Annotated in this window: 18 protein-coding genes; 11 read left to right on the top strand and 7 right to left on the bottom strand. The window is 69.9% G+C overall.

Annotation, left to right across the window (positions count from 1 at the left end; translation table 11 throughout):
- Positions 1 to 214: 214 nt before the first annotated feature.
- A complete protein-coding gene (locus AB0I10_RS03935; RefSeq protein ID WP_363150673.1) occupies positions 215 to 1,411 on the top strand; it encodes a saccharopine dehydrogenase NADP-binding domain-containing protein in 1,197 nt (398 codons plus the stop codon).
- A 70-nt stretch (positions 1,412 to 1,481) separates the two neighbouring features.
- Here AB0I10_RS03935 and AB0I10_RS03930 read toward each other — a convergent pair whose 3' ends face one another.
- Entirely contained in the window at positions 1,482 to 2,219 is a 738-nt protein-coding gene (locus tag AB0I10_RS03930) for an endonuclease V (RefSeq protein ID WP_363150672.1), read from the bottom strand.
- Between the two features lie 176 nt (positions 2,220 to 2,395).
- Between AB0I10_RS03930 and AB0I10_RS03925 the strand changes: the two genes are divergently transcribed.
- The gene (locus tag AB0I10_RS03925) at positions 2,396 to 2,695 is read left to right on the top strand and encodes a YciI family protein (RefSeq protein ID WP_363150671.1); all 300 of its coding nucleotides are present in this window, start codon (positions 2,396 to 2,398) and stop codon (positions 2,693 to 2,695) included.
- Between the two features lie 39 nt (positions 2,696 to 2,734).
- Here AB0I10_RS03925 and AB0I10_RS03920 read toward each other — a convergent pair whose 3' ends face one another.
- On the bottom strand, positions 2,735 to 4,153 hold the full coding sequence (locus tag AB0I10_RS03920; protein WP_363150670.1) for a sugar porter family MFS transporter: 1,419 nt from the start codon (positions 4,151 to 4,153) through the stop codon (positions 2,735 to 2,737).
- A 410-nt stretch (positions 4,154 to 4,563) separates the two neighbouring features.
- On the opposite strand from AB0I10_RS03920, the gene AB0I10_RS03915 reads away from it, so the two are divergent.
- The 4 genes from AB0I10_RS03915 to AB0I10_RS03900 all read left to right on the top strand — a co-directional run bounded on the left by AB0I10_RS03915 (position 4,564) and on the right by AB0I10_RS03900 (position 8,337).
- The gene (locus tag AB0I10_RS03915) at positions 4,564 to 5,469 is read left to right on the top strand and encodes an SIS domain-containing protein (RefSeq protein ID WP_363150669.1); all 906 of its coding nucleotides are present in this window, start codon (positions 4,564 to 4,566) and stop codon (positions 5,467 to 5,469) included.
- 54 nt (positions 5,470 to 5,523) lie between these two features.
- Complete coding sequence (locus tag AB0I10_RS03910) at positions 5,524 to 6,405, top strand: class II fructose-bisphosphate aldolase (protein WP_363150668.1); 882 nt, start codon at positions 5,524 to 5,526, stop codon at positions 6,403 to 6,405.
- A gap of 37 nt (positions 6,406 to 6,442) precedes the next feature.
- Positions 6,443 to 7,168 carry a hypothetical protein gene (locus AB0I10_RS03905; RefSeq protein ID WP_363150667.1) on the top strand — a complete coding sequence of 242 codons (726 nt, stop codon included), beginning with the start codon at positions 6,443 to 6,445 and terminating at the stop codon, positions 7,166 to 7,168.
- A gap of 365 nt (positions 7,169 to 7,533) precedes the next feature.
- Entirely contained in the window at positions 7,534 to 8,337 is an 804-nt protein-coding gene (locus AB0I10_RS03900) for a DeoR/GlpR family DNA-binding transcription regulator (RefSeq protein ID WP_363150666.1), read from the top strand.
- A gap of 105 nt (positions 8,338 to 8,442) precedes the next feature.
- Here AB0I10_RS03900 and AB0I10_RS03895 read toward each other — a convergent pair whose 3' ends face one another.
- Positions 8,443 to 9,426 (bottom strand): SDR family oxidoreductase, encoded by a 984-nt coding sequence (locus tag AB0I10_RS03895; protein ID WP_363150665.1) that lies wholly within the window; start codon positions 9,424 to 9,426, stop codon positions 8,443 to 8,445.
- A 1-nt stretch (position 9,427) separates the two neighbouring features.
- Complete coding sequence (locus AB0I10_RS03890) at positions 9,428 to 10,351, bottom strand: SDR family oxidoreductase (protein ID WP_363150664.1); 924 nt, start codon at positions 10,349 to 10,351, stop codon at positions 9,428 to 9,430.
- A 106-nt stretch (positions 10,352 to 10,457) separates the two neighbouring features.
- Here AB0I10_RS03890 and AB0I10_RS03885 point away from each other — a divergent pair, with 106 nt between their 5' ends.
- The 5 genes from AB0I10_RS03885 (at position 10,458) to AB0I10_RS03865 (ending at position 14,966) form a co-directional block, all read left to right on the top strand.
- Positions 10,458 to 11,405, top strand: coding sequence for an enoyl-CoA hydratase family protein (locus AB0I10_RS03885; RefSeq protein WP_363150663.1), 948 nt, complete (start codon positions 10,458 to 10,460; stop codon positions 11,403 to 11,405).
- Positions 11,402 to 12,277, top strand: coding sequence for a CoA-transferase (locus tag AB0I10_RS03880; RefSeq protein ID WP_363150662.1), 876 nt, complete (start codon positions 11,402 to 11,404; stop codon positions 12,275 to 12,277). The genes AB0I10_RS03885 and AB0I10_RS03880 overlap by 4 nt, the downstream gene beginning before the upstream one ends.
- Entirely contained in the window at positions 12,274 to 13,122 is an 849-nt protein-coding gene (locus AB0I10_RS03875; RefSeq protein ID WP_363150661.1) for a CoA-transferase, read from the top strand. Before AB0I10_RS03880 ends, AB0I10_RS03875 begins: the two co-directional genes overlap by 4 nt.
- An 80-nt stretch (positions 13,123 to 13,202) precedes the next feature.
- On the top strand, positions 13,203 to 14,258 hold the full coding sequence (locus AB0I10_RS03870; RefSeq protein ID WP_363150838.1) for a nitronate monooxygenase: 1,056 nt from the start codon (positions 13,203 to 13,205) through the stop codon (positions 14,256 to 14,258).
- Between the two features lie 393 nt (positions 14,259 to 14,651).
- Entirely contained in the window at positions 14,652 to 14,966 is a 315-nt protein-coding gene (locus AB0I10_RS03865; RefSeq protein WP_363150660.1) for a hypothetical protein, read from the top strand.
- A 55-nt stretch (positions 14,967 to 15,021) separates the two neighbouring features.
- Here the strand turns inward: AB0I10_RS03865 and AB0I10_RS03860 are convergent, their stop codons facing one another.
- From AB0I10_RS03860 to AB0I10_RS03850, 3 genes are all read right to left on the bottom strand, one after another.
- Positions 15,022 to 15,657: a hypothetical protein gene (locus AB0I10_RS03860; RefSeq protein ID WP_363150659.1), complete on the bottom strand. Its 636-nt coding sequence runs from the start codon at positions 15,655 to 15,657 to the stop codon at positions 15,022 to 15,024.
- Positions 15,658 to 15,756: 99 nt separating this feature from the next.
- Positions 15,757 to 16,932, bottom strand: coding sequence for an acetyl-CoA C-acetyltransferase (locus AB0I10_RS03855; protein WP_363150658.1), 1,176 nt, complete (start codon positions 16,930 to 16,932; stop codon positions 15,757 to 15,759).
- A gap of 25 nt (positions 16,933 to 16,957) precedes the next feature.
- Positions 16,958 to 17,545, bottom strand: a complete 588-nt coding sequence (locus AB0I10_RS03850) for a TetR/AcrR family transcriptional regulator (protein WP_363150837.1) — start codon at positions 17,543 to 17,545, stop codon at positions 16,958 to 16,960.
- Positions 17,546 to 17,752: the final 207 nt, after the last annotated feature.

The following is a 17,752-nucleotide window of genomic DNA, read 5'->3' as shown; positions in this document are numbered from 1 at the left end:
GTTCGATGGGCAGCTCAGCGCACCAGTGGGCGGATCAGCGTGCCCCGGCAATCCGGACATTGGACGTCCTATGTCATGGGCGAATGTGGCCCCTGCTCCGACGCCGTGTCAAGACGGCAGGCCGCACCGGGCCACCAACCGCATGACCGGGAGCGGTCGTTGACGGGACGGCAGCGACTGCCTAAGGTCCGGACTCCACTCGAAAGGACGCGCGATGCGACGGCAGGACACCTCAGGACGGGCCCATGACCTCGTGCTTTACGGCGCTACCGGGTTCGCCGGGGCGCTCACCGCGGAATATCTGGCCAGGCACGCGCCCAAGGACTGCCGCTGGGCGCTGGCCGGACGCAGCACCGCGAAACTGGAGCGCCTGCGCGACCGGCTGGCCGAGATCGACCCTGCCTGCGCCGACCTGCCGCTGCTGCGTGCCGACAGCGGCGATCCGGACTCGCTGCGCGCGCTCGCCGCGGACACCCGGGTGCTGGCCACGACCGTCGGCCCGTATCTCACCTATGGGGAGCCGCTGGTCGCCGCCTGCGCCGCGGCCGGGACGGACTATGTCGATCTGACCGGCGAGCCGGAATTCGTCGACCGGATGTATCTGCGGCACCATGCGACGGCCCGCACCTCGGGCGCGCGCCTCGTACATGCCTGTGGTTTTGACTCCGTTCCGCATGATCTGGGTGTGCTCTTCACCGTGGGGCTGCTCCCGGAGGGCGTGCCGCTGCGCATCGACGGCTTCGTACGGACCAACGCGACCTTCTCGGGCGGCACTCTGGCGTCCGTACTGACAGTCGCCTCGCGTCCGGTGGCCATGGCGCGGGCGGCCCGCGAGCGGCAGCGGGCGGAGCGGCTCCAGAAGCGTACGGACGGCCGTACGGTGCGGGCGCCGCTAGGGCCGCCCCTCAGGAGCGGCGAGACGCGCGCCTGGGGTGTGCCGCTGCCGACCATCGATCCGCAGATCATCGCCCGCTCGGCCACCGCGCTCGACCGCTACGGGCCCGACTTCCGCTATCGCCACTACGCCGGGGTGCGGTGGCTGCCGGTCGCGGTGGGCGGAGCGTTGGGCGCGGGGGCGGTCTGCGCGCTCGCCCAGGTGCCGCCCGCGCGGCGGTGGTTGTCGGGGCGCCTGGAACCGGGCGACGGGCCGAGCCCGGAGCGGCGGGCGAAGAGCTGGTTCACGGTGCGCTTCGTGGCGACGGGCGGCGGCGAACGCCTGGTCACCGAGGTCTCGGGCGGCGATCCCGGCTACGACGAGACCGCGAAGATGCTCGCCGAGTCGGCGTTGAGCTTGGCCTTCGACGATCTGCCGGAGACGGCGGGCCAGGTGACGACGGCGGTCGCCATGGGCGAAGCGCTGACGGCACGTCTCCAGAAGGCGGGGATCACCTTCCGGGTCGTCCGGGGATAGCCCGCGCCCGTATCACGCCGTACGACGCCGGTATCCACGCCGGCCATCGCCCCGGCGTCTCCACTGCGCGTCATACGCTCGCGAGCGCCCTCCGGCACAACGAGTCCGCAGCCCGGGTCGTCTCCGGGAGGCGGTACTTGGGCGCCAGCCGGAGCGTATGCGCACAGGCCCCGTCGAGGTCGATGCGATGCCCTACAGAGACGAAGACCGGTTTGACGCCCTTTTGGGTGCGCAGCGCGCGTCCCACCTCCTCGGCGCCAGTAGGAGCGCCGGACGCGTCCGAACCGGTGTCGTCCAGTAGCGGGGAGGCCGCGCCCCGGTCCGGCCCCGGAGCCGCGTACCGGAAGGTGAAGGGGTTCTTGGCGACGCCGATCGTGGGCAGACCGGTCAGCACCCCGAGGTGGCTGGCGAGCCCGAAGCGGCGCGGGTGGGCCAGTCCGTACCCGTCGCAGACCACCAGGTCCGGTGTGCGGGCGAGGCGGCCGAGCGCGTCGAGCACGGTGGGAATCTCGCGGAAGGCGAGCAGTCCCGGGACGTACGGGAAGGAGACCCGGCCGACGGCGGTGGCCTCGTCGACGACGGCGAGGGTACGGGCATCCAGGGCCACGGCCGCCGCGGCGACGACGTCACGCTCGTCGTCGTAGGCGACATCCACGCCCACCACGGTCTCCTCGAATCCGAGCTCCGGACCTGACTCGTCGAGGCGTACGTACGGCCGCAGTCGGTCCTGGACCGCGCGCGCCTGGGCTTCGTCGGTCGGCCAGTGCCGCAGTTCGTCGTCGCAGGAGATCGTTCCGGAAGTGTCCATGGTGACGACCACGCTACCGAACCCATGATCGGACGGGTCGGCAGGCGTTCCGCGCCTGGTGGCCCGCTGAGCAGTCGGCGCCGGCCGCCGGCCGCCCCTGGCCTGCACATTCGACGCGGGAAGGGCACCGGAAGGGCAAGACGGCCGCACCTGCGGCCACCCTCTATATTGCGTTCATGTTCGTACTTGAGCTGACCTACACCGCCCCCATCGAACGCGTCGACGCTGCCCTGCAGGAGCATGTGACGTGGCTGAACGAGCAATACGCCGCCGGGCACTTCATCGCCGCGGGCCGCAAGGTGCCGCGTGACGGGGGCGTCATCCTCGCCGCCGGTATGGACCGCGCGACCGTCGAGCGGCTCGTGGCCGAGGACCCGTTCAGCATCGCCGGTGTGTGCGCCTACCGGATCACCGAATTCGTCGCGACGACGACTGCCCCGGCACTGGAGGGGTACCGGGAGCAGTTGCCGTCCTGAGGCACCGGGAGCCACGGGGGCTCGGCCGACGCCGCCTCGCTACGGAGCGTTCTCGGGAGCCGGGGTGGGCCAGCGGCCGCCGTTGCGCCAGTAGCCCTGGATCTCCTCCAGTTGGCGGCCCTTGGTCTCGGGCGCGGTGCCGGCGGCGAAGGCCAGAGCCCCCACGGCCAGGACCCCGAGGCCGGCGAACGTCCAGGCCGCGCCCGCCCAGGCCATCAGGGAGGGGAAGAACTGGGCGATGAGGAGATTGGCCACGAGATCGGCGGTGAGCATCACCGACGCCCCGGTGGAGCGCAGCTGAGCGGGGAATGCTTCGCTCGCATAGACCCAGATCAGCGATCCGAAGCCGAAGTTGAAGGCCGCGGTGAAGAGCAGGATGGCGCCGAAGCCGACCCAGATGGTGGCCCCCTGGAGGTCGGCGAAGCCGAAGACCGCGGTCAGGACGGCGAGCATCACCACCATCGTGCCGATCCCGGAGAGCAGCACCACGCGCCGGCCGAGCCGGTCGATGATGAGGATGGCGAGGACGGTCGCGGCCAGTGAGGCGAGCTGGACGAAGGACGGCAGCAGGAAGTTCTGGCCGTTGCCGGTGAAGCCCATCTCCTCGAAGATCTGCGGGCTGTAGTACGTCACGGCGTTGATGCCGGTGATCTGGCAGAAGAACCCGAGGCCGACGACGAAGAGCGTGGCGCGGGCGTACGGCTTGTGCAGCAGTGAGCGCACCGATCCGCCGCTCTCCTCGGCGAGTGCGGCGGCCACTGCCGTCACCTCCGCGCGCGCGTCGGCATCCGGGTCGGTCGTCGCCATGACCTCGACGGCTCGTTCCGTACGGCCTTTGAGTACGTACCAGCGAGGCGTGTCCGGCAGCCGGAACAGCGGGATCAGGACGAGGGCCGCGGGGATCGCGGAGAGGCCGAGCATCCACCGCCAGTGGCCGCCACCGGACAGGCCCCAGTTGACGAAGTAGGTGACCGCGATGCCGGCGACCGTCGCCACTTGGTAGGCGGCGACGGAAGCGCCGCGGATGCGTGCCGGGGTCGACTCCGCGATGTAGAGCGGGGCCGCGACAATCGAGATGCCGATGGCGACGCCGAGCAGGAAACGGACCGCATCGAGCACGACGACGTTCGGCGCGAGCGCGGACAGCGCGACGAAGACGGCGTACGAGCCGGCGACGATCAGCATCGCGGCCTTGCGGCCGAGGGCGTCGGCGAGCTTGCCGCCGATCAGCGCGCCGACGATGGATCCCCCTACCAGGATGCTGTTGACCAGGCCTTTCTCGGCCTCGGTGAGGTGGAAGTCCCGGCTCAGGAACACCAGGGCACCGGAGATGCTGCCGGTGTCGTAGCCGTAGATGACACCGACGACGGCGCCGGTGAGCGCGAACAGTTTTCCGGTGCGGTGCGGGGTCTTGGATGCCGGCGGTGGGGGTGTCGCGGAGAGCGTGGCAGTGGACATGGGGAGTCCTTTGGACGGCGGAGCGGCCTTGCTGCATGAGTGATCATGACTGATCTTGCGAGTATTGGACGACTTTCGCGCAAGTGTCAACAGTGCGTCATCAGCTTCCCCCACTCGCCAGCACGCGAACCGACGCGCAAGCCAAATGCGCAGGCCAACGCACACATCAAACGCGCAGCCCAACACCCCATTCGCACCACCTGAAGGGCCTTCCGGGGACAGATTCCAGCGCTCCCCGCATGCCGCATCACCCTCACGAGGGATGGATCCGTGCGCGAAAGATGCGTACAGTCGATTGTAACAAAGCCCAATCTTGCAGAATCACGCAGAATGACCTTTGCGCAGCGATCCGACCCAGGCACCACGCATCGGATCCGAGCGCCGGACCTACGCACCACGGGAGGGTGGCCATGAGCGGGACGTCATACATGGAGCAGGAGCTGCGCAGTCAGCCGGAGACCTGGCGGGCAGCCGCACAGATGGGGGCTGCGGGAGGCCCGCTGCCCAAAGCCGGACAGCGGGTCGCTGTCGTCGGCTGCGGCACCTCGTGGTTCATGGCGCAGTCGTATGCGGCGCTGCGCGAGAGCGCCGGGCTGGGGGTGACGGATCCCTTCGCCGCTTCGGAGGCGTTCCTCGGCAGCGCCCGCGAATATGACGCGGTGGTGGCGATCACCCGCTCGGGCACGACGACCGAGGTGCTGCGCGTCCTCGACGCGGTCAAGGGGCGCATCCCGACGGTGACGGTCCTCGGCGACCCCGAGACTCCGGCGGTCACGATCTCCGACGAGACGGTCGCGCTGCCGTTCGCGGACGAGAAGTCCGTGGTGCAGACCCGGTTCGCGACGACGGCGCTGATGCTGCTGCGCGCCCACCTGGGCGAGGACGTCTCCGGTGCGGTGAGCGACGCTCAGGAAGCGCTGACCGCACCGATCGAGCAGGAGTGGGTGGACGCCGAGCAGTTCTCCTTCCTCGGCACAGGCTGGACGTTCGGGCTGGCCAATGAAGCAGCTCTCAAAATGCGGGAGGCGTCGCAGAGTTGGACGGAGTCCTACCCGGCGATGGAGTACCGCCACGGTCCGATCGCGATAGCGGCACCCGGCCGGGTGACCTGGCTGTTCGGCCAAGCACCGGAGGGCCTGGAGGCGGATGTGGCGCGGACCGGTGCGCGCTTCGTGTGCCATACGCGCGATCCGCTGGCCGATCTGGTGCTGGTGCAGCGGGTGGCGCTGGAGCGGGCCCGGGCGCGGGGCCTGGACCCGGACAACCCGCGCAGCCTGACCCGTTCCGTGATGCTCGAAGCGCCGGCCGTGCCGTAGACGCACCGTTCCCCCGACATCAACTCACCCAGTCTGCAAGGGAGTCAGGATCCCATGCCCCTCGTTCCGACCGCATCGATCGTCGACGCCGCGCGTGAGGCCCGGGTCGGTGCCGCCGCCTTCAACGTCATCCATCTGGAAACCGCCGAGGCGCTCGTCACCGCCGCCGAGCGCATGAACGCCCCCCTCATCCTGCAGATCAGCGAGAACTGCATCCGCTATCACGGCAGTCTGCTGCCGATCACCCGCGCCACTCTCGCCCTGGCCGAGGATTCCTCCGCCCGGATCGCGGTACATCTCGACCACATCACCGAGCCGGAGCTGGTCCACCAGGGCATTGCGGCTGGAGTGGGTTCGGTCATGGTGGACGCCTCCGCACTGCCCTATGAAGAGAACGTCACCGCCACCGCCGAACTCGCCGCCTGGTGCCACGACCGGGACGTCTACGTCGAGGCGGAGCTGGGCAAGGTCGGTGGCAAGGACGGGGTTCATGCGCCGGGGGTACGCACCGACCCGCAGGAGGCGCTGGCCTTCGTCCGCGCGACGGGAGTGGACGCGCTCGCCGTGGCCGTCGGTTCCTCCCACGCGATGCACGAGCGCACGGCGGTGCTGGACAAGGACCTGATCGCGGCACTGCGTGCGACGCTGCCGGTGCCGCTGGTGCTGCACGGCTCCTCCGGAGTGCCGGACGACGAACTGCGCCGAGCCATCGCCGCCGGAATGACGAAGATCAATATCTCCACACATCTGGTCTCCGTGTTCACCCACTCCATACGGGAGGAGCTGGGCGCGGATCCGGCGCTCGTCGACTCCCGGAAGTACATGAAACCGGCTCGGGAAGCAGTGGCCAAGGAGGCGGCGAGGCTGTTGGCCGTTCTGGGCACTCCGGCGACGGTTCCTGGCCAACTCGCCGCCCAGTCGCCGACTCGGGGGTGATCGACCGGCCGGGAACAGCCGCCACGACAATCGAGACATGGTCATGGCACGGCGTTGGTACGCCTCTTCTCCCGTCATCGATGGTCTGCCGCTGATAGCGGAGCCCGGCTTCTGGGCCGCACATCTGGCGGACCTGTACGAAGGACTGCCGGTGGAGTCCTTCGGCGTGGATGCCGCGGATGCCGGCGCCGTCCTGGACCGTCTCCACGACGCATCGGCCTGGCCGGTGTTTCACGTCCCGCTGGCGGGCGGCCACAGCATCGTCGTCCACTACAACAACGGAGAGGACAACAGCAGCACGGACTACTTCCTCACTCACCCGGACTGGTCCTGTGACGAGGTCCTGGCCAGCAACGACGAAGACCGTATCGGCCCCGGCCTGTGCTGGCCCGAGCTGACCGCATTGTTCGACTGCCCGCCCAGGGCAGTCGGCGTCACCGACCCCCACACGCGACTGCTTCTGCTGCTGCCCGTACTCGGCGACCCGGACGTTTCCACCGAAGCGATCAGTGCGGTGAAAGCGGCGCTCAAGGCCCACAACGCCCCGGAGGCTTGTGAGGCCCTGGCCCGCAGACTCCTGCAGGGGCATCCCGGGTGGGGAGCAGAGCCGTGGTGGTTCGACGCCGAGGAAGGTAGCTGGATCTGCGACGGAAACCACAGCCCGCGCCGATCACCCATAGGTGACCACCTGCCGGACGGACAACGAGCGGCCCTGAGGCAGTGCCTCACCCCACGACAGGGCCTCACACCGAGCAACAAATGATCACGTCAGGCAGCAGCCAGTCAGCACTCACCATGCACACGGACAAGGAGGACTCGACTCGATGGCATGCGTGGAATACATGAAATACGTTGAATACGTTGAATACGTTGAATGCACTGGTACCGGCGAGGCTCAGGTGGGCAGCGGCCAGCCGGTCTCCGTTGTGGTGACACCGGCGCCAACGTCCCGACCAATGTCACTGCCCGCCTCGCCGCCAATAGTGCGCCTCGGAGCTGCGGGCCTCGCGACGAGGGCGGCTGGTGCCGCGAAGGCCTGGAGATATCCGACGTGGTTGAGGCGGCCCGGCGGCCAGTCGCCGGCACCTGGGCTCACCCGGGTCTGTTGAAACGAATTAGGCTCGCGCCATGAAGCGCCATGAACGGATGAACGCACTGCTTGAGCTGCTCGGGGACAGAGGCCGGGTGGATGTCGAGGAGGCGGCGACCGAGCTGGAGGTCTCGGCCGCGACGATGCGGCGCGATATGGATGCCCTCGCCGAGCAGCAGTTGCTGACCCGCACCCGGGGCGGGGCGGTGCTCAGCTCGGTGGCGTACGACCTGCCGATCCGGTACAAGCACGCTCATCGGTCCGAGGAGAAGGAGGCGGTGGCCAAGGCCGCGGCGAAGCTGGTCGAGCGCGGGGACGTGGTCGGTCTGAGCGGCGGCACCACGACCACGGCGATCGCCCGGGTGCTGGCCACTCGCCCGGACTTCGCGGAGGCGGGCCCACAGCCGCATCTGACGATCGTCACCAATTCCCTCAACATCGCCAATGAGCTGGCCGTACGACCGCAGATCAAGATCGTGCTCACCGGCGGGGTGGCACACTCGCGGTCGTTTGAACTGGTCGGACCGTTCAGCGAGTTGGTGCTCCAGCAGATCTCGGTCGACATCGCTTTCATCGGAGCCAATGGCATGGATCCGGTGATGGGGGCCACGGTGCACGACGAGGCGGAGGCCCGGGTCAACCGCCTCATGGCGGAGCGCTCCCGGCGTGCCGTGGTCGTCGCAGACTCCTCGAAGATCGGCCAGCGCTGCTTCGCGAGGGTCGGCGACGCGGATGTCTTTGACACCTTCATCACAGACAGCGGAGCGAACGAGGCCATCCGCCGCGAGTTCGCCGACCGGGGCCTGAGAGTGGTGACGGCACGCCCGGGCGCCAGCGACTGAGGGGAGGAACGGGCCGGCAGCGGCAGCCGGGTGCGCCGGAGGCTGGGCGAGACTCGCGGCTCGCGCGCGGTGCGGGTGCCGGCTCCCCCCCGCCCCCCGCACCCCTCACCGCGCCCCGTATACCGGCTGTGGTGTCTCGGCGCCGGCCAGGAGTTGGCGTGCCGTGGCGCCTGCCTCGGCCGGGGTCCAGCGGGCGCCCTTGTCGAGGGTCGGGCCGGGGCGCCAGCCCTCCATCACGGTGATCCGCCCGCCCTCCGCCTCGAATACCCGGCCCGTGACCCCCTCGGAGGCGGCGGAGCCCAGCCACACCACCAGCGGCGAGACGTTCTCGGGAGCCATCGCGTCGAAATCCCCCTCCCCCGGGGCGGCCATGGTCTCGGCGAAGGTCTGCTCCGTCATACGGGTGCGGGCGGCCGGCGCGATGGCGTTGACCTGGACGCCGTAGCGGCCCATCTCGGCCGCGGCGACCAGCGTCAGGCCGAGAATTCCGGCCTTCGCCGCGGAGTAGTTGCCTTGCCCCACACTGCCCGACAACCCTGCTCCCGAACTGGTGTTGATGACGCGAGCCTGTGGCGTACGGCCCTCCTTCGCCTCCGCGCGCCAGTGTGCCGCGGCGTGTTTGAGGGGGAGGAAATGGCCCTTGAGGTGGACCCGCAGCACCGCGTCCCACTCGTCCTCCTCCAGGTTGACGAGCATCCGGTCCCGTAGAAAGCCCGCATTGTTGACGAGCGTGTCCAGGCGCCCGTACGTGCAAAGGGCGGCCGCGACAAGGGAGCCGGCCCCTTCTGGCGTGGCGATATCGCCGCCGTGTGCGACGGCTTCGCCGCCCGCGGCGCGGATCTCCGCGACCACCTGTTCCGCGGGGCCGCCTTCCCTGCCGTCCCTACCGCCCCCGCCCGCGTCTCCCGAACCCCACGGCCCCCGCGAACCCCGCGAAGCCCCCGTACCACCCGAGCCGTCCAACCCCACCCCGAGGTCGTTCACCACCACCCGGGCTCCCTCGGCGGCGAAGGCAAGGGCATGCGCACGGCCCAGGCCGCGCCCCGCGCCGGTGACGATGACGACACGTCCGTCACAGATTCCGGTCATCTCAGCTCTCCTTGCTGGCAGTTGAGGTCTGGACGGAGTTGGCGACGTTGGCGACGTTGGCGATGCTGGAGACGTTGGCGGCGGCGGTGGAGACGTTGGCGGCGGTGGGGTCGGTGCTGGCAGCGGTGGTGGTAGCCCTAGAGGCGCTCGGCATCTCGGCCGTCGACGCGTCGAGGAAGGCCGGGCGTTCCCCACCCCCATGCACCAGCAGGCTCGCGCCGCTCACATACCCCGAGAGGTCGGAGGCGAGGAAGGCGCATGCCTCCCCGATCTCGGCCGGTGCGGCCAGCCGGCCGAGCGGAACGGTGTTGCCGACGGCGGCGATACCGTCCTCGTCTCCGTAATGGAGGTGGGACAGTTCGGTACGGACCATGCCGAGCGTCAGGGTGTTGACGCGGATCTTCGGTGCCCATTCGACGGCCATGGTGCGGGCCAGATTGTCCAGGCCCGCCTTGGCCGCCCCGTACGCGGCTGTGCCGGGTGAGGGACGGGTCCCGCTGACGCTGCCGATCATGATGATGGAGCCGCCGGATTCCTGATCTGCCATCACCTCGCGGGCGGCGAGGGATGCGGTGATCGGCGCGATCAGGTTCAACTCAACTGCTCTGGCCGCCTGTTGGGGAGAGGAGTCGGCGAGCAGGCGGTACGGCGTGCCGCCCGCGTTGTTGACGAGGACGTCCAGGCGCCCGTATTCGCCGCGCATCCGCCGGAAGAACGCGCCGACCGCGTCCGCATCGCGCAGGTCCAGCTCCATGAACCGCGCCGTCCGCCCCGCCGCCTCCAGGGGACGGTCCGGGGGCCGGCGCGCGCACGCGACGACCTGTGCTCCGGCGGCCAGCAGGGTCGTGGTGATCCCCGCGCCGATGCCTCGCGTACCGCCCGTGACGACCGCAACGCGGCCCGACAGATCGATGGTGAGCGCCATGCGACACCTCCCGCAGCGCTCCGCGCGCTGCTACCTTCTCACCCAACAGCACCTAACAAACGTTTGATGGAACGTGGAACGTAGTGGAAAGGTAGCTGATCTGCTCATGGGTGTCTCCACCTCTCACCCCGCCCTGCCGCCGGCCGACGGCGACATCGCGGACGGCGCAGCGAGCGGCAAGCCGGCCGGCACGGTGGGCCGCACGACAAACGGCGCTCCCGGCCGGATCGCCCTGGTCACCGTCGACTTTCCCCCGGTCAACGCCCTCCCCGTACAAGGCTGGTACGACCTGGCCGAGGCCGTACGGGCGGCCGGGCGGGACCCCGGAACCCGGTGTGTGGTGCTCGCCGCCGCCGGGCGCGGGTTCAATGCCGGCGTCGACATCAAGGAGATGCAGCGGACCGAGGGGCACTCCGCGCTGATCGGCGCCAATCGCGGCTGCTACGAGGCATTCGCGGCCGTCTACGAATGCGAAGTCCCGGTTGTCGCGGCGGTGCAGGGCTTCTGCCTGGGCGGCGGGATCGGGCTGGTCGGCAACGCGGACGCGATCGTGGCGAGTGACGACGCGACGTTCGGACTGCCCGAACTGGACCGTGGCGCACTGGGCGCGGCCACCCATCTCGCCCGGCTCGTGCCACCGCATCTGATGCGCACGCTCTACTTCACCTCGCGCACCGTCACCGCCCGCGAGCTCCACCAGCACGGTTCCGTATGGGAGGTAGTGCCGCGCGAAAAGCTGCTGGACTCGGCGCTGACACTGGCGGGGGAAATCGCCGCGAAGGACGGGTACTTGATCCGGCTGGCCAAGGCCGCGATCAATGGCATCGACCCGGTCGACGTACGCCGCAGCTACCGCTTCGAGCAGGGCTTCACCTTCGAGGCGAACCTCAGCGGCGTCGCCGACCGGCACCGCGACGCCTTCGTGTCGCCGGCCCCGCTTCCGCCCCCACCACCCTCCCCGTCCATGCCCACGCCCTCATCTCCTTCCCTCTCCCCCTCTCCATCCACCTCCCCGCCACCCCCCACCAAGTCATCGCCAAAGGAGTCGAGTTGAGCGACAAGACCATGAGTGCCGACGAGGCCGTGGGACGGCTGGCGAGCGGCATGACGATCGGGATCGGCGGCTGGGGCTCGCGCCGTAAGCCGATGGCGCTGGTCCGGGCCCTGCTGCGGTCCGAACTGACCGATCTGACCGTGGTCGCGTACGGCGGTCCGGACGTGGGGCTGCTGGCCGCCGCAGGCAAGATCCGGCGCGTGATCGCGCCCTTCGCCACCCTCGATTCGATCCCCCTCGAACCGCACTTCCGCGCCGCCCGCCAGAACGGCACCCTGGCACTGACCGAGCTGGACGAGGCCATGTTCATGTGGGGACTGACGGCAGCCGGCCAGCGGCTGCCGTTCATGCCGGTGCGCGCCGGGCTCGGCTCCGACGTACTGAAGGTCAACCCACAGCTGCGGACGGTGTCTTCGCCGTATGAGGACGGGGAGGAGCTCGTTGCCGTTCCCGCGCTGCGGCTGGACGCCGCGCTGGTCCATCTGCATCGCGCGGACGCCCAGGGCAACGGCCAGTACCTGGGCCCCGATCCGTACTTCGACGATCTCTTCTGCGAGGCCGCCGACACCGCGTATCTGTCCTGCGAACGCATCGTGGACAGCGCCGAGTTGATGTCCGGGGGCGGGCCGCAGACGATGCTCGTCAAGCGTCCGTTCGTGACCGGGGTCGTGGCGGCGCCGAACGGTGCGCACTTCACCGCCTGCGACCCGGATTACGGCCGGGACGAGGCGTTCCAGAGGGCGTATGCAACGGCGGCCGCGGATCCGGAAGAGTGGGCGGTGTTCGTCAAGCGGTTCCTCTCCGGGGACGAGGGCGACTACCGGTCCGCGGTCGAGGCCTTCCACGGGACGAAGGGAGGAGACGACGTATGAGCTCCCCCTCACCCACCCCGTCCACCCCCTCATCCCCCTCCGGCTCAGCCACCCCCTCCACCCCCTCCACCCTGTCCGCTCCCCCTACCCCTACCCCTGCCACGCGCGCCGAGTACTGCGCGCTGGCCTGCGCCGAGGCATGGCGGGATGCCGGCGAGGTCCTCGCCAGTCCCATGGGTACCGTGCCCTCGATCGGTGCGCGGCTGGCCCGGCTGACCTTCTCCCCCGACCTGCTGCTCACCGACGGAGAGGCACTGCTGATCGGCGATGTGCCGGCGGTCGGCGCCCGGGCCGAGGTGACCGAGGGATGGCTGCCGTACCGCCAGCATCTGGCGCTGGTCGCCACCGGACGCCGGCACGTCATGATGGGCGCGAGTCAGATCGACCGTTTCGGCAACCAGAACATCTCCTGCGTCGGCGAGTGGTCCCGGCCGGACCGCCAGCTGCTCGGAGTGCGTGGCGCACCCATCAACACCCTGAACAACCCTACGAGTTACTGGGTTCCACGGCACTCCCCCAGGACCTTCGTCGAGCGGGTCGACATGGTCTGCGGCGTCGGATACGACCGCGCCGCGGCGGCCGGCCCCTCCGCGACCCGCTACCACCGCATCCCCGAAGTCATCAGCGATCTGGGCGTGTTCGACTTCGCGACGCCGGACCACTCGATGCGGCTGCGCTCGCTGCACCCCGGCGTGACCGTGGAGCAGGTTCGGGAAGCCACCGGCTTCGAGCTGACGGTGCCGCCGGAGGTGCCGTACACCCGGGAGCCGACCGCGGCGGAGCTGCGGCTGATCCGCGAGGTGATCGACCCCCGTGGGCTGCGCGACCGCGAGGTGCGTACGTGACGAGCGACCGCAGCCACCACCACAGCAACCGCAGCCACCACCACAACGCGAGCACGACTCCCGCAGCGGCCCCGCCGCCCCTGCGGACCCCCTTCACCGATCTCGTCGGCGTACGGCACCCCATCGTCCAGACCGGCATGGGGTGGGTGGCCGGGCCGCGACTCGTCTCCGCCACCGCGAAGGCCGGGGCGCTGGGGATCCTGGCGTCCGCCACGATGACCGTGCCCGAGCTGCGGGCGGCCGTCCGCGAGGTCGGCTCCCGTACGGACGCGCCGTTCGGGGTCAATCTGCGCGCGGATGCCGGTGATGCCGAGGAGCGGGTGCGGGTGATCATCGACGAGGGGGTGAAGGTGGCCTCCTTCGCGCTGGCTCCCTCCCGTGAGCTGATCGCACGGCTCAAGGACGCGGGGGTGGTCGTGATCCCGTCCATCGGGGCGCGCCGGCACGCCGAGAAGGTGGCCGCGTGGGGTGCCGACGCCGTGCTCGTCCAGGGCGGCGAGGGGGGCGGGCATACGGGCGAGGTGGCGACCAGTGTGCTGCTGCCGCAGGTCGTGGACGCGGTCGGGATCCCTGTCATCGCGGCCGGAGGCTTCCGCGACGGCCGTGGGCTGATCGCCGCGCTCGCGTTCGGGGCGTCGGGGGTGGCGATGGGCACACGGTTTCTGCTCACCTCCGACAGCACCGTTCCGGACGCGGTCAAGGAGCGTTATCTGGCGGCGTCGGTCAAGGACGTCACCGTCACGACGAAGGTGGACGGGATGCCGCACCGGATGCTGCGGACCGATCTCGTCAACTCGCTTGAGAAGAGCGGACGTTCGGCCGCACTGCTACGGGCCGTCCGGCATTCCGCGGCATTCCGCAAGCGGTCCGGGATGCGCTGGTCCCAGATGGTGCGCGACGGGCTCGCGATGAAGCACAGCAAGGAGCTGACCTGGAGTCAGGTCCTGCTGGCGGCCAATACGCCGATGATGCTGCGGGCCGCGATGGTGGAGGGACGGCCGGACCTGGGGGTGATGGCGTCCGGCCAGATCGCCGGGCTGATCGAGGACCTGCCATCGTGCGCGCAGCTGGTGGACCGGATCATGACGGAGGCGTACGAGACGCTGGCACGCCTGCCTGCGCCCCGCGTCCCGTGAAACGCCTGCCAGCACCCCCATGCCGTGACACGCCTGCCAGCACCCCCATGCCGTGACACGCCTGCCTGCGCCCCCCATCCCGTGAAACGGGTCACTTCGCGGGGCGGTTCCCGGAGCCGGCCGGATCGTGAAGCCAGGGGGATCATGGAGCCGGCCGGATCACGGAAAACGCCCGGATCCCGGAAACGCTCGGATCCCGGAACGCTCGGCACGAGTCCGTCCGCTCCGAAGATCGCTGATGTGCCCTGCAGTGGTACCCAGGATTGACGGCTGTGTGGTACCGGGGGCTGATGTTCTCCCGGTGCGTGTGGACAATAATGGGGTAGAACACTTGAACGCGCGAAGGCCGGGCCGGCCGGCCTCGCGGGGAGTATCCAACGGGGGAGAGATTACGTGCGGAAGATCATGGCCATAGCGCTTGCAGCGGTGGCATGCAGCGCCTCGCTGACTCTGGCCACGGCCTCGAACGCGGCGGCCGCCGAGCGGACACCGCGGTGCGTCAAGGTGCAAAGGTTCTTCGACAAGGACCGTCAGCACTATGTGCAGCTGACGAATCTGTGCACCAAGCGCACCTCGTGCTTCACCATCGTCATACCGCGCCACAAGGACCCGCGCGGCCGCCTCCCGAAGGGCGCGACGAAGGAAGTCCGCTATGGACCGGCGTCCGGGCCGCGGGCGCTGTACATCAAGAACACTCCCTGTTCCTGACCGAACACACCCTGCTCCTGACCGGAGCCCTACCTCAGCCGTCGTTCCGGGAGCGTCAGCGCCTGGGGCGGCGGCTGAGGTCGGGGCGGCCGAGGTGGCCGGGTTCACGCTGGGCCTCGCCCAGCCACAGGTGCGGTGGGGCGTACCGGCGGACCGCCGCCGTCACCTGCTGCTGGCTGCCCGGCGGCACCGGAAGGCGGTAGCGCAGCCGCGGCAGGCCGGGGCCGATCGGCTCCTCGTCGCGGACCAGGGCCCAGAGCACCGGATCGCGGTCGTTGATCGGGCCGCTCGGGCACAGTTCGATGGAGTACTGCTTCACCCGCCGCCCCATCTGGCTCCACTGCATGCCGACCCCGGCCAGCACGTCCCAGGGGATGATCTGCCGCGCCCGGCCGTTGTCCAGCCACAGGCCGGCGCCGTCCACGATCACTGCCGCACGCCTGCCCTGCCAGATCGGGATGCCCAACAGCACCCCGAGCGCGCCGAAGGCCAGCATCATCAGGATCCCGATCAGCCCCTTCACGGAGAAGTCGCCCTTGGCCGTCCCGGTGGCCAGCATGATCAGTCCGACCACCCCGGCCAGGCCGAGCGCGATCAGGACCAGACAGATGGGCAGGGAGCGGATCGCACCCCGGCGTCCGGTGCGCACCACGGTCGCGTCGGGGGCGGGGGAAGTGTGTGGCATGGGCATGACCTGGAGTTTACGCATTGCCCGGTCGGGCTCTCTGCGGGCCCGTAGGCTCCCGCCGCATACCCGGTTCGCCGAACTCCCGGCCCCTACCCTGCCGCGTCAGAGCCGTTCGATGATGGTGACATTCGCCTGCCCGCCGCCCTCGCACATGGTCTGGAGACCGTAGCGTCCGCCGGTGCGTTCCAGTTCGTGCAGGAGCGTGGTCATCAGCTTGGTGCCGGTCGCGCCGAGGGGGTGGCCCAGGGCGATGGCCCCGCCGTTGACATTGACCTTGTCCGGGTCGGCGCCGGTTTCCTTGAGCCAGGCCAAGACCACCGACGCGAACGCCTCGTTGATCTCGACCAGGTCGATCGCGTCGAGGGTGAGGCCGGTCTTCTTGAGCGCGTGCGCGGTGGCGGGGATGGGTGCGGAGAGCATACGGATGGGGTCCTCGCCGCGTACGGAGAGGTGGTGGATACGGGCACGTGGGGTGAGTCCGTGTTCGCGGACCGCGCGTTCGCTCGCCAGCAGCATCGCCGAGGCGCCGTCGGAGACTTGGGAGGAGACCGCGGCGGTCAGCCGGCCGCCCTCGACGAGCGGTTTGAGGCCCGCCATCTTCTCCAGGGAGGTGTCGCGGCGCGGCCCCTCGTCCAGGGTGATGTCACCGTACGGCACGGTTTCCCGCGCGAAGCGGCCCTCGTCGATGGCGCGGATCGCGCGCTGGTGCGAGCGGAGCGCGAACTCCTCCATGTCACGGCGGGAGATGCCCCATTTCTCGGCGATCAGTTCGGCGCCGTGGAACTGGTTCACCGGGCGGTCTCCGTAGCGGGCGCGCCAGCCCTCGCTGCCCGCGAACGGGCCGTCGGTGAGGCCGAGCGGTTCGGCGGCCTGCCGGCTGGCGAAGGCGATCGGGACCATCGACATGTTCTGGGTGCCGCCGGCGACGACGAGGTCCTGCGTGCCGGAGAGCACACCCTGCGCCGCGAAGTGCACGGCCTGCTGCGAGGAGCCGCACTGCCGGTCGACGGTGACGCCCGGCACCTCCTCGGGGAGTCCGGCCGCCAGCCAGGCGGTGCGGGCGATATCGCCGGCCTGCGGTCCCACGGTGTCCAGGCAGCCGAGGACGACATCCTCGACGGCGGCCGGGTCCACGTCCGTACGGTCCATCAGCGCCTTGAGGACATGCGCACCGAGGTCGGCGGGGTGGACGGTGGACAGGCTGCCGTTCCGCCTGCCGACGGGGGTGCGTATCGCATCGACGATGTATGCCTCGGGTGCCTGGGATGCCTTGGCCATGACAGCTGCTCCTTGGGTGGTGAGGTCACTCCCGCACGGCGATGCCGTCCAGGACCATCGACAGGTACTGGCGGGCGATCTCCTCCGGGCTGTGGTGTCCCGCCGGCCGGTACCAGCCGGCCGCGACCCAGACGGTGTCGCGGACGAAGCGGTAGGTGAGCCGGATGTCGAGGTCGGTGCGGAAGACCCCGTCGGCCACCCCCCGCTCCAGCGTGCCCAGCCAGGCCTTCTCGAACTTCTGCTGGGAGTCGGTGAGATAGCCGAAGCGGGGCTGGGCGGCGAGGTGCCTGGACTCCTTCTGGTAGATGGCGACGGCGGCGCGGTGCCGGTCGATCTCCCGGAAGGACTCCGTGACCAGGGCTTCGATGGTCTCCCGGGGGCCGAGCCCGGCGGCGAGTACCGCGTCGTAGCCGTCCCAGAGCTCGGTCAGGAAGGTGGAGAGGATCTCGTCCACCATCGATTCCTTGGAGTCGAAGTGGTAGTAGAGGCTGCCGGCGAGCATGCCCGCCTCATCGGCGATCTTCCGTACGGTCGTGGCGTTGTAGCCCTGGGCGGCGAACACCTCGGCGGCGGTGTTCAGCAGCTCACGGCGGCGCTCCGGGGGCGCGCTCACGGTCGCCTTCTTCTTCGCGGCGCTTCGGGTGTTGTCGGTATTCGCGGTGCTTCGGGTGCTGTCGGTATTCGCAGCGCTCCGGGAGCTCTTGGCGCTCGTGGCGCTCTTGGCCTTCGTGGCGCTCCGGGAGCTCTTGGCGTTCGTGCTGCTCTTGGCGTTCTTTGCGGTTGGCACCTGGCCATTGTCGCTCCGTATCCGGCCCGGTCC

The organism is Streptomyces sp. NPDC050636 (assembly GCF_040654775.1).
Lineage (GTDB): Bacteria > Actinomycetota > Actinomycetes > Streptomycetales > Streptomycetaceae > Streptomyces.
This window is presented reverse-complemented; position numbering and strand designations above follow the sequence as displayed.

What these genes read in the sequence shown, in the direction of transcription:
- AB0I10_RS03930 (WP_363150672.1), bottom strand. Translation starts at nt 2,219, where the DNA reads ATGGACACTTCCGGAACGATCTCCTGCGACGACGAACTGCGGCACTGG.
- AB0I10_RS03915 (WP_363150669.1), top strand. Translation starts at nt 4,564, where the DNA reads ATGAGCGGGACGTCATACATGGAGCAGGAGCTGCGCAGTCAGCCGGAG.
- AB0I10_RS03890 (WP_363150664.1), bottom strand. Translation starts at nt 10,351, where the DNA reads ATGGCGCTCACCATCGATCTGTCGGGCCGCGTTGCGGTCGTCACGGGC.
- AB0I10_RS03900 (WP_363150666.1), top strand. Translation starts at nt 7,534, where the DNA reads ATGAAGCGCCATGAACGGATGAACGCACTGCTTGAGCTGCTCGGGGAC.
- AB0I10_RS03855 (WP_363150658.1), bottom strand. Translation starts at nt 16,932, where the DNA reads ATGGCCAAGGCATCCCAGGCACCCGAGGCATACATCGTCGATGCGATA.
- AB0I10_RS03860 (WP_363150659.1), bottom strand. Translation starts at nt 15,657, where the DNA reads ATGCCCATGCCACACACTTCCCCCGCCCCCGACGCGACCGTGGTGCGC.
- AB0I10_RS03895 (WP_363150665.1), bottom strand. Translation starts at nt 9,426, where the DNA reads ATGACCGGAATCTGTGACGGACGTGTCGTCATCGTCACCGGCGCGGGG.
- AB0I10_RS03905 (WP_363150667.1), top strand. Translation starts at nt 6,443, where the DNA reads ATGGTCATGGCACGGCGTTGGTACGCCTCTTCTCCCGTCATCGATGGT.
- AB0I10_RS03935 (WP_363150673.1), top strand. Translation starts at nt 215, where the DNA reads ATGCGACGGCAGGACACCTCAGGACGGGCCCATGACCTCGTGCTTTAC.
- AB0I10_RS03925 (WP_363150671.1), top strand. Translation starts at nt 2,396, where the DNA reads ATGTTCGTACTTGAGCTGACCTACACCGCCCCCATCGAACGCGTCGAC.
- AB0I10_RS03875 (WP_363150661.1), top strand. Translation starts at nt 12,274, where the DNA reads ATGAGCTCCCCCTCACCCACCCCGTCCACCCCCTCATCCCCCTCCGGC.
- AB0I10_RS03885 (WP_363150663.1), top strand. Translation starts at nt 10,458, where the DNA reads ATGGGTGTCTCCACCTCTCACCCCGCCCTGCCGCCGGCCGACGGCGAC.
- AB0I10_RS03920 (WP_363150670.1), bottom strand. Translation starts at nt 4,153, where the DNA reads ATGTCCACTGCCACGCTCTCCGCGACACCCCCACCGCCGGCATCCAAG.
- AB0I10_RS03910 (WP_363150668.1), top strand. Translation starts at nt 5,524, where the DNA reads ATGCCCCTCGTTCCGACCGCATCGATCGTCGACGCCGCGCGTGAGGCC.